Annotated in this window: 10 protein-coding genes; 2 read left to right on the plus strand and 8 right to left on the minus strand. The window is 68.4% G+C overall.

All coding sequences use genetic code 11. From position 1 onward, the window contains the following. Positions 1-10 precede the first annotated feature (10 nt). Both QSK00_RS18720 and QSK00_RS18725 read right to left on the minus strand, forming a co-directional pair. Positions 11-448, minus strand: coding sequence for a PIN domain-containing protein (locus QSK00_RS18720; RefSeq protein WP_285592818.1), 438 nt, complete (start codon positions 446-448; stop codon positions 11-13). Next, complete coding sequence (locus tag QSK00_RS18725; RefSeq protein WP_285592820.1) at positions 445-705, minus strand: type II toxin-antitoxin system Phd/YefM family antitoxin; 261 nt, start codon at positions 703-705, stop codon at positions 445-447. Before QSK00_RS18725 ends, QSK00_RS18720 begins: the two co-directional genes overlap by 4 nt. Positions 706-841: 136 nt before the next feature. On the opposite strand from QSK00_RS18725, the gene QSK00_RS18730 reads away from it, so the two are divergent. Next, complete coding sequence (locus QSK00_RS18730) at positions 842-4123, plus strand: DEAD/DEAH box helicase (protein ID WP_285592822.1); 3282 nt, start codon at positions 842-844, stop codon at positions 4121-4123. A gap of 69 nt (positions 4124-4192) precedes the next feature. Here QSK00_RS18730 and QSK00_RS18735 read toward each other — a convergent pair whose 3' ends face one another. The 3 genes from QSK00_RS18735 to QSK00_RS18745 form a co-directional block, all read right to left on the minus strand. Then, entirely contained in the window at positions 4193-5716 is a 1524-nt protein-coding gene (locus QSK00_RS18735) for a serine/threonine-protein kinase (RefSeq protein ID WP_285592825.1), read from the minus strand. Beyond that, positions 5713-6654, minus strand: a complete 942-nt coding sequence (locus tag QSK00_RS18740; protein WP_285592827.1) for a virulence RhuM family protein — start codon at positions 6652-6654, stop codon at positions 5713-5715. The genes QSK00_RS18735 and QSK00_RS18740 overlap by 4 nt, the downstream gene beginning before the upstream one ends. Before the next feature lie 80 nt (positions 6655-6734). Then, positions 6735-9599, minus strand: a complete 2865-nt coding sequence (locus QSK00_RS18745) for a type I restriction endonuclease subunit R (protein WP_285592829.1) — start codon at positions 9597-9599, stop codon at positions 6735-6737. A 3-nt stretch (positions 9600-9602) separates the two neighbouring features. Here QSK00_RS18745 and QSK00_RS18750 point away from each other — a divergent pair, with 3 nt between their 5' ends. Beyond that, positions 9603-9794: a hypothetical protein gene (locus tag QSK00_RS18750; RefSeq protein ID WP_285592831.1), complete on the plus strand. Its 192-nt coding sequence runs from the start codon at positions 9603-9605 to the stop codon at positions 9792-9794. Positions 9795-9871: 77 nt separating this feature from the next. Here QSK00_RS18750 and QSK00_RS30420 read toward each other — a convergent pair whose 3' ends face one another. The 3 genes from QSK00_RS30420 to QSK00_RS18760 are packed head-to-tail and all read right to left on the minus strand — an operon-like array spanning position 9872 to position 14618. After that, positions 9872-11113, minus strand: a complete 1242-nt coding sequence (locus QSK00_RS30420; protein WP_352231152.1) for a restriction endonuclease subunit S — start codon at positions 11111-11113, stop codon at positions 9872-9874. Further along, complete coding sequence (locus tag QSK00_RS18755) at positions 11110-13080, minus strand: type I restriction-modification system subunit M (protein WP_502872054.1); 1971 nt, start codon at positions 13078-13080, stop codon at positions 11110-11112. Before QSK00_RS18755 ends, QSK00_RS30420 begins: the two co-directional genes overlap by 4 nt. Then, positions 13077-14618: a DNA methyltransferase family protein gene (locus QSK00_RS18760; protein WP_285592833.1), complete on the minus strand. Its 1542-nt coding sequence runs from the start codon at positions 14616-14618 to the stop codon at positions 13077-13079. The genes QSK00_RS18755 and QSK00_RS18760 overlap by 4 nt, the downstream gene beginning before the upstream one ends. Positions 14619-14876 lie beyond the last annotated feature (258 nt).

Raw genomic sequence — 14876 nt, forward strand, 5'->3', positions numbered from 1 at the left:
CGCGGCCTTCCTACACCTTCACGACGACGAGCCCGCGGACGCCGTCGAGGGGGTCGAAGTCGTCGTCCTGGGTCACGATCGGCAGCCGGTGCGCCACGGCGCTCGCCGCGATCCAGAGGTCGTTCACGTTCACCCGGCGCCGGTGTTCGGCCAGGTGCACCCGGAGACGAGCCCACTCGGCGGCGACGTACTCCGTCACGTCGAGGACCTCGGTCAGCGAGTACCGGTCCAACGTGGACATGCGTCGTGCCCGCGACTCCGAGTCGGCAGCGGCGAGCACCCCGGCCTGCAGTTCGGCGAGGGTCACGACCGACAGCACCGGGTCGTCCGGGAGGGCCGACTCGTCGATCGACCGCCCCTTCTCTGTGGCGATGAGGACGCTGGTGTCGAGGACGGCCCGTCCGGGGGAGACGGAGCGCAGCGGAGCTCGACCCGTCGATGCCGTCACCGGATGGGGCCGAGGTCGTCGGTCGTCTCCCCGGCGAGTTCCCGCAGGTCGTCGCGGAGACCCGGGTCCGCCTGGGCGTGGCGCACGGCGTCGATCAGCTCGGCACGGGACATGCCCGTCCGGCGCCGTCGTGGCACCGGCACGAGCTGCGCCACCGGCCGTCCGTTCGAGGTGACCGTCAGCGTCTCGCCGGCCTCGACGCGGCGGAGCACGCCCGCGGTGTCGTTGCGGAGCTCGCGGGACGCGATCTCGGTCATGGCGGCCTCCCGGTGTCGCACGCTGTAGCGAAGTGTAGCCCTCACGCGGCCCACGGTGGCCTCGGACGAGGCTGTCGGACCCCCGCTCTACCGTCGTCCCCGAGAGATCGAGAGGGGGCCTCACATGGTGGAACGTGTGACGGTCGAGGGGCTCGACGCCGGGGAGCTGGCCGAGGTGCTCGGCCCGGTGGTGTCGGAGCGGGGGCGGCGGTACGCGCGGGACGGCGCGGTCCTGTACGCGGAGTGGCACCGGGGCACGCTGCAGCTGCGGGGCGTGGTGCGCGGCGGCGAGGGGCAGGTGTACTCCACGATCGTCCGCTTCGACGCCGACGCCCGCGGCGGCGTGCACCTGATCGACGGCGAGTGCTCGTGTCCCGTCGGGACGATGTGCAAGCACGTGGCGGCGATGGCGTTCCAGGCAGTGCCGGAGGCCCCGGCCGCGCCGAGCACGCCCGACTGGGAGCTCGCGCTCGACGCCCTGCTCGGCGCCACGCCGGAACCTGCCCGCGCCGCGACGGGCACGCTCGCGATCGAGCTGACGCCCGACGGCGCCGGGGGGCTCATGGCGCGCCTGATGCGTCCGGGGGCCCGCGGCTGGGTCTACGGCGGGCTGCAGTGGAACCGGATGCTGCAGGGCGCGGCGGAAGTCGAGCACCGGCCCGACCAGCTCGCGGTCGTGCGCGAGCTCTACCTCCTCCACCACGCGGCGCAGGCGGGCTCCGGGTTCTCGCCGTACCGCTACTACGGCTACGGCGCCGACGAGAAGATCCTCGACCTCGCGGAGATCGCGAGCCCGCGCCTGTGGCCCCTGCTCGACGCGGCGGCGGAGGCCGACCTCGCGATCCTGCCGTCCCGGCACAAGCTGGGGCCCGTCACGCGGCGCGGCTCCGCGTCGCTGCAGCTCGACGTCACCGCCGGTCCCAGAGAACCGGGACAGCACGCCGACAGGGGGGCGCTCGCCATCCGCCCCGTGCTGCGGTTCGACGGGGAACCCGACCCCGACGCGCGGCCCGTCGCCTTCCTCGGGGGCGACGTCGCGCACGGCGTCGTCACGGTCTCGGCGGCCGAGAACCTCGCCCCGGTGTCCTGCCGGCTGAGCCTGGCCCGCCTCGACCCTCCGGTGAGCCGGGCCGTCTGGCAGGCCGCGCTCGACGGGACCGACATCGCCGTCCCGGCCGACGCCGTGGACCGGTTCCGCTCCCGATACGGCACCCGGCTCGCGGAGGTCCGGGGCGTCACGTCCTCGGACGGCGCGTTCACCCCGCCCCGGGTCGGCCCGCCGGTCCTCGTCCTGCAGGCGGCCTTCGGCGCCGAGCACGCCGTGGCGCTGCGCTGGGAGTGGTCGTACGACGTCGGGGGCACCGACGTCCGCGCCGCGGTCGACCGGCCCGCCCCGGGCGAGGAGTTCCGCGACGTGCCGGCCGAGCAGGCCACGCTCGACCGGCTCGCGGACCTCCCGGTGGACTGGCGGCGCTTCCGGGTCCGCCCGGTCGACGGTCCGGGTCCGCACCGGCTGATCAAGCTCGGCACGGCGGCGTTCGTGACCGAGGTGCTGCCGGTCCTCGAGGACACCCCCGGTGTCCGGGTGGAGCGGAGCGGGGAGCCGGCGCGCTACCGCGAGGTCGGCGACGAGCTGACGATCGGCGTGTCGACGACGGAGTCGGGGTCGGAGACCGGTCACGACTGGTTCGACCTCGGGATCACGATCAGCGCCGAGGGGCGCGAGATCCCGTTCGCCGACGTGTTCACCGCGCTCGCGAAGGGTCGCTCGCACCTCCTCCTGCCCGACGGCGCGTACTTCTCGCTGGAGAAGCCCGAGCTGATGGCCCTGCGGTCGTTGATCGAGGAGGCCCGGGCGATGCAGGAGCGGCCCGGCGGCCCGCTCCGTATCAGCCGGTACCAGGCGGGCTGGTGGGAGGAGCTGGCCGAGCTCGGCGTCGTCGCGCGGGAGACCGAGGCGTGGCGGGAGCAGGTCGGCGGGCTCCTCGCCGCCGGCGCCCTCGATCCCGCGCCGGTCCCGGAGACCCTGCGCGCGGAGCTGCGGCCCTACCAGCGGGCCGGGTTCGAGTGGCTGGCCTTCCTGCGGCGGCACCGTCTCGGCGGCGTGCTCGCCGACGACATGGGGCTGGGCAAGACCGTGCAGGCGCTGGCCCTGATCGCGCACGCCCGGGAGGCCGACCCGGCCGCCGGGCCGGTGCTGATCGTCGCGCCCACCAGCGTCGTGCCGAACTGGACCGCCGAGGCCGCCCGGTTCGCACCCGTGCTGCGCGTGGCGGTCCTGACCGACACCCTGCGGCGGCGAGGCGAGGACCTGGCGTCGGTGGTCGCGGGCGCCGACGTGGTGGTCACCTCCTACACGCTCTTCCGGCTCGACGTGGAGGCGCACGAGGGCATCGGCTGGTCGGCGGTGCTGTTCGACGAGGCGCAGTTCCTCAAGAACCGGCGCAGCAAGGTGTACTCCTGCGCGCGGCGCGTTCCCGCGCCGGTCAAGCTGGCGATCACCGGCACGCCGATGGAGAACGACCTGATGGAGCTGTGGTCGCTGCTCTCGATCACCGCGCCCGGCCTCTTCCCGAATGCCGAGCAGTTCCGGGAGACGTTCGCGAAGCCGATCGAGAAGGGCGACGCGGAACTGCTCGCGCGCCTGCGTCGCCGGATCCGCCCGCTGGTGCTGCGGCGGACGAAGGAGCAGGTCGCGCCCGACCTGCCGCCGAAGCAGGAGCAGGTGCTCCCCGTCGAGCTGGCCCCGGCCCACCAGCGCCTCTACCAGCGGGTGCTGCAGCGGGAGCGGGCGCGCATCCTGCAGCTGCTCGACGACGTCGACGACAACCGCATCGCGATCCTCGCCTCGATCACCACGCTGCGGCAGCTCAGCCTGCACCCCGCGCTGATCGGGGAGGAGGGCGCGGGTGGCTCCGCCAAGATCGACCTGCTCGTCGAGCAGCTCGGCGACGTGATCGGCGGCGGCCACCGGGCCCTGGTGTTCAGCCAGTTCACCGGCTTCCTCGCCCACGTGCGGGAGGCGCTCGAGGCGGCCGGGATCGCCTACGCCTACCTCGACGGGACGACCCGCGACCGCGCGGCGGCGATCGCCGGGTTCAAGGACGGCGACGCCCCGGTGTTCCTCATCAGTCTCAAGGCGGGCGGGTTCGGGCTGAACCTGACCGAGGCCGACTACTGCTTCTTGCTCGACCCGTGGTGGAACCCCGCGACCGAGGCCCAGGCCGTCGACCGCACGCACCGCATCGGCCAGGACCGCACGGTGATGGTCTACCGACTGATCAGCCAGGACACCATCGAGGAGAAGGTGCGGGCGCTCGCGCAGCGCAAGGCCGAGCTCACGGCCGGGGTGATGGACGACGGGGCGTCGTTCACCGCCGCGCTGACCGCCGACGACATCCGCGCGCTCATCTCATGACTTGAGTCCCGGCGCCGTAGGTCACCGGCCATCGTCGGTGGTCCGCGACCGGCTCGAACCTCCTAGAGCTCAGGTCCCCTCGCCCTCTCCGAGCAGGCGCGGCCGGCGGTCGAGCGCCCGAGCCTGAGGGGAATCGGCGCCCTCCGTCGCCGCGACCTGACGTCGTAGTTGACGAAGAATCGCAAGGCCAGTCGAGGTCGCACCCCTGGCGAGGTGCAGCCCTGCCAGCACGGCGCGCGCCTCGGAGAGGCGTGCGTCGTCGGGACCTGCGTGGTCTACGAATCGCTGCAGCTGGGGCAATGCGCTCACGTGATCGCCGATCTCGGCGTAAGCGAGGCCGGCGTCGTGATCGCAGTCCAGGGAGAGCAGGTTGGTAGGTCCGAGAAAGCGTCGGTACTCGCGGCCCACAGCAATGAAGAGCGGTGCTGCGCCTCGGAACTCGCCCGCGGCGAACAGTGTGTCGGCGAGGCAGTGACGCAGCCGCACCTCGACGAAGGCGTCCTCGGCCTTTCGCCGAACGGCGGCCTCGACCAGCTGGACGGCCTCGTGCTCACGCCCTTCCTGCACGAGCCCGAGCGCTTCGTCCCGCAGAGCGTCGACCTCCGCCTCGGTCAACGGCTGCCCCACCGAATCGCGCTCGCTGGCCGACGTGCGGGGCGGGAGGAGAGGACGGCGGAAGGGACGAGTTGGGTCCTGCTCGGTCTCGGGCTGGTCGCCCGTGCACCACGGCTCCAGCACGGCGTAGACCTGCTCGGCGCTGGGGCGCAGTCCAGGAGCCTTCGCCAGCATCGCCAGGACGAGCTCGTCGATCACAACTGGCACAGCGGCGACGGCGTCTCGAACGGACGGCGGGGCGGTCTGCAAGTGGCGGGCCCGCAGCGGCATCTCGACGCTGTCGTGGAAAGGCGGGTCTCCGGTCAGGAGCTCGCAGAGCACGCACCCGAGCGAGTAGACGTCCGAGGCGGCGGTCACCGGCTGACCGAGGTGTTGCTCCGGCGACATGTAGGCGGGGGAGCCGTCGGTGCAGTCGACCTGGGTCAACCGCGGCAACGCACCCTGGCCGTGCAGGATCGCGATCCCGAAGTCGAGCACCTTCACGAGCCCGCTGTCCGTCACCACGATGTTCGCCGGCTTGACGTCGCGGTGGACCACGTCGACCCGGTGGACGTCGACGAGCACCGCAGCGATCTGGGCAGCGACCGCAGCGGCACGAGCGACAGAGAGGTCGGTGGCCTCGGTCCGGTCCAGCACCGTCTGCAGGGTCGAGCCTCGCAGGAGCTGCATCACGACCCAGAGCTCCGCAGCTCCGTCGCTGCCCGCGTCGTAGACGGACGGGACGCCGGCGAGCTCCAGCCGTGCGGTCGTCCTGATCTCGCGCAGGAAGCGCTCACGGTCACGAGTTCGCGCGTCCCGCAAGTCCCGGGCGCCCGGAACGTCGTCGCCGACGGGCGGGTGCGGGTTGAGGAGCTTGATCGCCACGGCCCGGTCGAGGTGCTCGTCATAGCCCTCGTACACGACGCTCATGCCTCCGCGGCCGAGGACGCTGTCGATGCGGTAGCGGCCGGCGATCCGCCGAGCCTGATCCTCCGTCACGTCGGCTCGTCGTCCCCGGGTGGACGCTCGATCGCGAGCAGTTCCCGCAGGTCGTCGGCCTCCTCGACCGCGGCCTTCTCGGCTTCCCGGGCGCGACGACCCTCGTCCCACGCGACGTACCGCTCGCCGACCTCGATCTTCATTCGCTCGGCGGACACCCGTCCCGGCCCGGTGAGCACCTCACGCTCGTCGAAGGCGAGGAAGCGGTCGGTCTGAGCGATCCACTCGTCCATGAGGATCGTCTGCCGTCGCTCCGCGCGGTCCTCGGCGAAGTCGAGGAAGCGAGTGACCAGTCGATTGAGCTGCGCGAGCTCGTCCTCGTGAAGATAGTTCTTCGAGATGACGACGTCGGACTTCCGGATGCGCTCGCCCGCCCAGGTGGTCAGGCCCAGCGTGGGCGACGTCGGGTCGCAGCGCTTCGTCACGAGCTCGGCAGCGGTGTGGCCGGTGATCGCGTAGACGAGCTTGTTCTGAATCTTCGCGAAGAAGGCCCGTGCGGTTTCAGACGTTCCGTCGTAGTCCACGCTGGCCACGGCGAACAGGTCGCGCACCTTTTGGTAGAAGCGCTTCTCCGACGCCCGGATGTCCCGGATCCGCGCGAGCAGCTCGTCGAAGTAGTCCGCCGCCGGGTCGCGCAGGCGCGGGTCGTCAAGCGCGAAGCCCTTGACCAGATACTCGCGAAGCACCGTGGTCGCCCACTGCCGGAACTGCACCGCGCGCGGGCTCGAGACCCGGTAGCCGATCGCGAGGACCATATCGAGGTTGTGGACCTTGACCTGCCGTCGGACCTGCCGCCGCCCTTCCTGAGCAACTCTCAACTCTGAGTTGACAGTTGCCATCGTCACCTCGCCGTCGGCGAGCACGCGCCCGGCTATCTGCGCGATGTTCTGCACCGATGTGCCGTAGAGCTCCGCGATCTCGGCCTGCGACAGCCACACCGTCCCTGCGACGGGGCGGAGCTGGACGCGCGGCCCACCGTCGGGAGCCTGGTAGACGACCATCTCGCCCCGAGACTCGGTCACCGCGTGCCATGCCCCTCGGTCTCGCGCCGCATCTCCGCGCGCAGCCGGCCCAGCGCCTCCTCGCGGGCGGGCTCCCGGATGATCCGGTAGGCCCGCTTACGGGCAGCCGCCTTGATCGCCTTCTGGAACTCCTCGTTGTCGAAGTAGCGCTTCATGAACTCGGTGTTGCGCTCGGCGTTGTCGGCGACGATGTCGTCGAGCTTGTCGTCGGCGACCTGCCCAAAGCGCTCCTCGGAGTTCACCAGGGCGATCTGGTTCATCGCCGGGTCCTCCACGAGTCCGACGACCTGCTGGTAAACGAGGATCTCGTCGGAGGTGCCGAGGTCGAAGCCGAACTGGTCGTTGAGTTCCGCGATGACGTCGGCGAGCCGGGCCATCTCGGGTTCCTGGACACCCCCGCCGTCGGCGGCATGCCCGCGGACGGTCTGGTCACCGTCGGGTGTGAGAGAGAGGTCGTGCCGACCGGTCTCCTGGAGTCGGAAGTGGCTGAGGTCGGCGTCGCCGATGTCGACGGTCGCCGTGGGGCGGCCCGGAAGGCGCAGCAGGAGGAGCCGGCCGTACTGGTAGAGCCGCTCGAGCTCCTCGTCTCCCCAGTCGAGGACCTGGGCGAGCAGCCCGTAGGCACGGACGTAGCCGTGCAGCTTCGACCGGAAGTCCTCGCGGGTGTCGACGTCCTCGAGCTGGACGAAGCGGTCAATCGGCGGCGTGAGGTACTCGTGCAGCTTCGCGTGGAGCTTCTTCTCGACGGCGGGTGCCTGCCGACCGGTCGGGGCCTCCTCGAGGACCCGCATGAACGACTCCATCTCCGAGGGGTGCAGCAACCCGAAATCCATGACCTCCCGCTGCTTGCGGTAGAGCAGGTTCGGGTCACCCTCGGTGGTCAGCGTGGTCTCGAACCAGGGCGCGAACGAGCTCTTGATGGCGTCAGGGGTGTTCGCGAAGTCGAGGACGCGCACGTCGTCCTGGTCCTTGAGCGGATGGGTGCGGTTGAGCCGCGACAGGGTCTGGACCGCCGCGACGCCGGTGAGGGCCTTGTCCACGTACATCGCGCAGAGCAGCGGCTGGTCGAACCCGGTCTGGTACTTGTCGGCCACGACGAGCAGGCGGAACTCGGTCTGCTCGCGCTTCGTGGCGTCGGGGTCGTCGGCCTTGGTGTAGGCGAACTTGCGGGGCAGTTCGACCTCCGGGAACCCGTTGATCATCGCCTCGCTGCGCTCGACGCCCGTCGCCTCGTCCTTGAGCGTCCCGGAGAAGGCGACCAGAGCGCCCAGGTCCGGACGACCGACGTCGTCGTGAAGGTGCCGGTGAATCGCCTGGTAGAGGTCGAGCGCCCGCTGCCGGCCGTCCGTGACCACCATGGCCTTCGCCCGCCCGCCGAGGCGCTCCTCGATGTTCTCGACGAAGTCCGCGACGATCAACTTGGCCTTCTGCCCGAGCGACTCGTGGTGGGCCTGCGCGAGCCGGACGAGCTTCGCCTTGGCCTTGCGCTCGTCGACCTCCGGGTTGCCGGTGTCGGACTCCTGGTTCTCGACGGCGGCGTTGCGCAGCCGCCACTTGGTCTCGTAGGTGAGGTAGTTGGCGAGGACGTCGAGGATGAAGCCCTCGTCGATCGCCTGGCGCATCGAGTAGACGTGGAACGGCTCGTAGACCGGCTCGCCCGTGCGCTGGTCCACGCGTGCGGGGTCCTTGGTGCCGAACAGCTTCAGCGTCGGCGACGTGGGCGTCGCGGTGAAGGCGAAGTACGACAGGTTGGGCTGCCGCCCGCGGGCCCGGATCAGATAGGCGGCCTCGCTCTCGTCCTCCCCACGGACGGCGTTGGCCCCGACGGCCTGTTTGATCCGCAGCGCCGCGTCGCCGCCCTGAGAGGTGTGCGCCTCGTCGATGACGACGGCGTAGCGCCGGTCGCCCAGTCCCTTGCCCTCGATCTTGTCGAGCACGAACGGGAACTTCTGCATCGTCGAGATGACGATCTTCGATGTGGAGTCGGTGAGCACGGCCGCGAGCTGGTTCGAGTCCTCGTCGATCTTCCGGACGACGCCGGGCTCGTGGTCGAACTGGTAGATCGTGCGCTGGAGCTGACGGTCGAGGACCACGCGGTCGGTGACGATGATCGTCTTGTGGAACACCGGCTGGTTGTCGATGTCGAACAGGTTCGACAAGCGGTGGGCGAGCCAGGCAATCGTGTTCGACTTTCCAGAACCGGCCGAGTGCTCGACGAGGTAGCTGTGGCCGGCCCGGTGCTGCCGGGCATGCTCGACCATCCGCGTCACGGCGTGCCACTGGTGGTAGCGCGGAAAGATGCGCTCGGCCGAGTGCGGGCTGAGTTTCTTGCCCTTCGCGTCGACGTCCTGCACGTGCAGGAAGCGCTGCAGGATCTCTAGCCACGCATCACGCTGCCAGATGTCGCGCCACAGGTAGTCGACGGCGTACGAGCCGTCGGCAGGGGGCGGGTTGCCCTTGCCCCCGCTCTTCCCGGGGCCGTTGCTCCCGACGTTGAAGGGCAGAAACCGGGTGTCCCGGCCGGATAACCGGGTAGTCACCGCGGCCTCGTCGGGGTCGACCGCGAAGTGCACCACGGCGCGCTTGGCGAACATCAGGTCGTGCTGGTCGCGGTTGCGGTACTGCTCCTTGGCCTGCTCGATACCCTGCCCGGTCATCGGGTTCTTCAGTTCGATCGTCGCGGTTGGTAGACCGTTCACCAAGAGCGCGAGGTCGAGGGAGTTCTTCGGCGCCTTCGCGCTGTAGTACAGCTGGCGCGCGACCGTGAGGACGTTGCCCTCGTACTCGCGCAGCGCGTCCTTCGCCAGCGTGTGGCCAGGCCGGAAGTAGGCGAGGTCGACCTGGACCCCGCGATCCTTCACGCCGTGCCGAAGGACATCGAGCGTTCCTCGAGCGTCGATCTCCACCGCCACGCGCTCGACGAATCGACGCTGCGCGAGATCCTGGCTACCGTTGATCTCGATCAGCCGATCCCACGCCTGCTGCTGTGTGCGGCCGATGAACTCGACAAGAGCGCCGGTGTCAAGCCCCAAGTCCGTCCGAAAGAACCCAGGTGACGCCTTCTCCCAGCCGTGCTCGACGAGCTCCTGCTCTACCCGATCCTCGAACGCCTTCTCGGTGTGCAGTCCAGGACTCATGACTCATCTCCGTGCGCGGTAGAGACGTCGATCTGCCCGGTGACAGCAGCCGTTACGAATGCGCGCTGGCGTTCCCGTAACAGATACGAGGACTTGCTTACCAACGCACTTAGGGGAGCAAGTGCACTTATCTGTTCTGCTATCTCAAGCTGCGTCCGGATCGCCACACCTGGAATAGGGATGGATCCAAAAAGACCCCAGTTCCTGAAGTCCACCGCCCTCTCTCGCGTGCTCGTAGCAAACAATGGAAGGTAGTCGTTTGTGGCGAGAATTCGGAGAAGTCTGGCGTGAAACTTCCCCGAATTCTCGCCGATTGCCGTGCAGACATGATAGACCGAGCTGCAGTTACCATCCGTCTCAGCCTCTCCTATCGCGCCAGCAAATCCATCAAGTCCGTGAATTACGACATCGGCCACTCTAACGCCCTGTCCCTGAGGGTTAGCGCTCGCACTCTCAGTATAACCACGAGTGGCCCTCATGCTTCGGGCCGTTACTTGGCCGTCCCGAAACGCCGTCACGACCTGACCCTCATTCATGACAGGTCTGGTCACCTTCTGAAGCACACGCTTGATCGGTACAACCCCGTCCTTATCATCACGATCGAGCCGAGCCAATCCGATCAATTGCAAAATCTGAGCATCTACACGCTCAGACGCGAGAGAATACAAACGACTTAACGATTTCTCGGCTTTCTGTGCACGGCAAGACTCGGACAAAATCGCATCCGCTATCTTGCACTGCTCGCTCCAGGGAGGGAGCGGGATTCTTATGCTGTCTAGATCGGGCATATATATCGTGCGATGAGTCGAACCGAACGCTAATCTTCTCCATTCAGGGGCCATCGACCGCAGGACCCCGAGAAGGTAAATCGAGTTGAGCGACGGTCCACAAGTCCACGTAACGAAGTCCTGTGTTGTCGCCGCAGCGACACCCACCCGAAGGGTGTATCCAACAGACGCAGTCCTCGAAAGCATTACAGTCCCCGCCGGATGGACTTTGGCAGAACTTCCGGCGACACCGAGAGCACTCACTTTCTGCTCTGTGTCGATCAGCGGTTCCAGGGTATTCGCGGAGCGCGCCCCGTCAGGAATTGTCACCCATGGGATGTTGCAAAGTCTCCAGAAGTCTGGGTTCGACCTGTCTGGAGTGTGTCCGGTCCCCATTCTCGCGACCGAATTTAGTGGCACGACTCTCCAGTGGTTGGGAATTTGGGGTGCCCAACCAAGAAGGGTCTTCATCGAGCCACCTCGCTCAAGAGCTTCTGAATCTGCATTTCCAGGTCTTTGAGTTCAGTGTCGATCTCAACCAGAGAGCGGGGCGGCTGGTAACGGAAGAAGTACCGCGTCAAAGGAATTTCGTACCCAACCTTGGTCTTGGCGACGTCGATCCATGCGTCTGGCACATGTGGCACGACCTCTCGCTGGAAGTACTCATCGATGTCCTCGTGGAGCGGGACATTTTCGTAGTCGCGCAAGTCAGCGTCAGGCAGTGGCGCGCCCTTGAACTTCTGCAACTCACCATTTGAGTCGGAGACGGCCACTGCCCCCCAGATAGCCTTCTGCACCGGCGCACTGCTCGGCCACAGCACGCCCACCTCCTTCGCCGCAGCGCGCAATGCAGTCAAGGCGTCGTTCTTCGTCCACCACACCTGCCCGAGGAGCGGACGCAGCGCGTCGACGAAGGCGTCGCGCGGCTCCCATCTCGCGAGTGGCTTCGCGACCTTCAGCGCGGCCAGGGTCTCGTCGGTGATCTCGAAGCGCTGGCGAAGCGGGCGCTCGACGGTGATCCGGTGGTAGCCGAAGTCGCGGGTGCGGAAGACCTTGACCTTGTCATGGTCGGGGTGGTCGGCGTCCGCAGCAATCGCCACGGCGTCGTCGTAGACACTGGCAATGTGGGCGATCTGCTCTTCGCTGATCTCCTTGCGCTTGTCGCCGAGCGACTTACGCATCTTCACCCACTGGTCGCGGGCGTCAAGCAGAATAACGCGGTCCTTCAGCGCCTCGGATTTGCGATTGGCGAGGATCCAGAAGTAAGTCGAGATGCCCGTGTTGTAGAACAGTTGGTCGGGCAGGGCGACGATGCCCTCGAGGTAGTCGTTCTCCAGGATCCACTGTCGGATGCGCGACTCCCCCGACCCCGCTGCCCCAGTGAACAGTGGCGAGCCGTTGAAGACGATCGCGAGCCGGGAGCCGCGCTCTTCGGAGCGTTCCATCTTCGAGATCATGTGCTGGAGGAAGAGAAACGAACCGTCGTTGATCCGCGGCAGACCTGCGCCGAACCGCCCTGCGAAGCCGAGCTCGGCCTCAGCGTCGACCTCGTTCTTAATCTTCTTCCACTCCACGCCGAACGGGGGGTTGGCCAGCATGTAGTCGAAGGTCCGGCCGCCATACGCGTCGTGACTGAACGAGTTGCCGTGGGCGATCTCGCCGCGCCGGTTGCTCATGAGCATGTCCGACTGGCAGACCGCCCAAGACTCGGCGTTAACCTCCTGGCCGAACAGGTAGACCTCGGCGTTCGGGTTGACCTCCTTAATCGCGTCGTCAGCTGCCGCGAGCATGCCGCCGGTCCCGCAGGCCGGGTCGAGGATGTTGACCACCTGGCCCTCACCGGCGAGCGACTCCGAGTCGAGCAGCAATCGGACCATGAGGCGGATGACCTCGCGAGGGGTGAAGTGCTCACCGGCGGTCTCGTTGGAGTCCTCCGCGAACTTCCGGATGAGGTGCTCGAACACGTACCCCATGTCGTGGTTCGAGAGCTTCTCCAGGTCCGTCATCTCCTGGAACCGGGCGACCACCTTGTAGAGGAGCCGATTGCCGACCAGCCGGGTGATGACGGCGTCGAACTCGAAGTTCCCCAAGATGCGCTGCACGTCGGGCGAAAACCCGGACACGTAGTCGCGCAGGTTCTTGGCGACGTTGCCGGAATCGCCGGCCACCGAGGCGAAGTCCTGGTCCGAAACGTTGTAGTACGGAACGCCCGATGCCTTGCGGAGCAGCAGGTCCTTCTTCTGCACCTCGCTGAACTTCTCGGCCCGGTCGCGGACCTTTTCGCGCGTCGGTGCCATAGTCGCATCGAGGCGGCGCAGCAACGTGAACGGCAGGATCACGCCGCCGTACTCGTGCCGCTTGTAGTCGCCGCGCAGCAGGTCGGCGACCGACCAGATGGCCGCCGCCATTGACGCGTGGCTGGGGGCACTCGTCGTCACGCAGGTTCTCCTTGGGTTCGGGGCCGAGCCGCTCCAACGGGGCGGAGCGCGCCCGTCGTCAGGCCGTGGACGGTCTGGTCGAGCACGGTCGCCGTCGTACGGGCGAGCCGGGACGTGAGCTGATCGAGGTCGAGGAGGCGCCGGTAGGCGTCGCCGTAGCGCCGTTGATCGCGCAGCGGGAGACGGGGAATCCGGCATCGACGCAGGTCAGAGCGGCTCGGGCCGCCATGCAAGGTCGCGGCCGGGAGCGCCGCCACCTCGGGGCGCAGGAACAGGGCGACGAAGTGCGCGTCGAGGTGCTCGGCGCTGATGGCCAGGACATGTGCTGTCTCGGCGCCCGCATCCGCGCGATGGCGTGCGACCGACGGCGATTGTCCTCGGCCGCTCACCAGCACGTCACCCTTGTGGATCGCGGGGCCCTTCTCCTCGTGAGAGGCGGACCTCCGCGGGACGATCGTCAGTGCGCCGCGCCGTTCGAGCTCCGAGAGGGCCACGAGGTCACGGGCACCGAGGGTGGCTGCGGTCACCGGGGCATGCAGCACGGCGCCGACCTGCTCGTAGAGCGCGCGCAGGCGTGCGGTCAGGTCTGCGAGCCCCTGGGCGGTCGATGCCGGGTCTGCCCCGACGTGGCGGGCGGGATCGAGCTCGGTGACGCCGTCGAGCAACGCGACGCGCGGGACCCGACGCACCAGCGCCGGGTCCGCGTCGTCGACGAGCCGGTCCCACGCCTCCCGCGACATCGGTAGGTCGGCGGGATCGGCCACCGCCGAGACATCGACCATGCAGACGTCCTCCCCCCGCCGCGGAGTCTGCCGCAGCACCCACACGTGGAGGTTCGGGGCTCCGGGGATCGATGGCAGCCCGATGACGCGGTCGAGGGCACCGCGCCGGACCAGGTCGGCGCGGACGGCGCTTCCCGACGACCGCGTGGCCGCGTAGGCCGGGACGGCCACGACTGCGGTGCCGTGGGGTCGGAGCAGCTCGAGACACCGGAGGGCCCATGCGCCGACGGCGTCCTCGGTAGCAGCTCCGCGCGGCGGTCGATCGCCCGCGAGACAGACGACCGCTTGAGCTCGTGCCGTAGGTCGGGTCCTCGCGACGTCGTAGCCTTCCGCGAACGGGTGCAGCCGCAGCGCCCGGCGTGCCAACTCGACCGACTCCTCATCGTCGTCCCGACCGATAAGGGCGACCTCATCGCGGAACCGATCCGCCGCGGCGAGCAACCTCTCGCCGGCCCCGCACGCCGGATCGAGGACGATCGGTCGATCGGTCTCCCATGGTTCGTCGGTGTCCACGAACTCGGCAACTTGTCCGGAGCCGCGCTCGTCCTCGGCTTCATCAGCACCCTCGTACTCCTCCAGATCGGGAGAGTCCCGCAGGAGCGAAACCATCGCGCGAGCCAAGGTCTCGACAGCTCCACCCTCAAGGTCGTCGACCGCGTTGGCTGGCGTGGTCTCGTCCTCGGCCGCCCGCGCCGAGACCTCGGCGTTGCTCGGCTCGTACGCGGCCAGCAGGGTGCTCTTGCCGTTCTCGCCCATCCACCGTGCGACGGCGCTCCACGTGAAGCGGGGGCTCGGTCCGGACGTCACGGGCGAGGGGAAGTCCGGGAAGCGGGTGCGCCAGTTCGTCACTGCTGCGCGCCCGACACCGACTCGACGGGCGATCTCGGCCGACGTCAGGAGATCTTCGGGCGCATCAGGCATGCAGTGACAGTACACAGGGTTTGTGTGTACAGCGAGATGACAACTGGACCGCGTTCACCTTGTCTGCTACCTTCTCCGCGGGGTTGAGACGAA

Source organism: Actinomycetospora sp. NBRC 106378, from assembly GCF_030269685.1.
Classification (GTDB): domain Bacteria; phylum Actinomycetota; class Actinomycetes; order Mycobacteriales; family Pseudonocardiaceae; genus Actinomycetospora.

Coding starts and splice junctions, on each gene's coding strand:
- QSK00_RS18760 (WP_285592833.1), bottom strand. CDS start 14,618: ATGGGCGAGAACGGCAAGAGCACCCTGCTGGCCGCGTACGAGCCGAGC.
- QSK00_RS18725 (WP_285592820.1), bottom strand. CDS start 705: ATGACCGAGATCGCGTCCCGCGAGCTCCGCAACGACACCGCGGGCGTG.
- QSK00_RS30420 (WP_352231152.1), bottom strand. CDS start 11,113: ATGAAGACCCTTCTTGGTTGGGCACCCCAAATTCCCAACCACTGGAGA.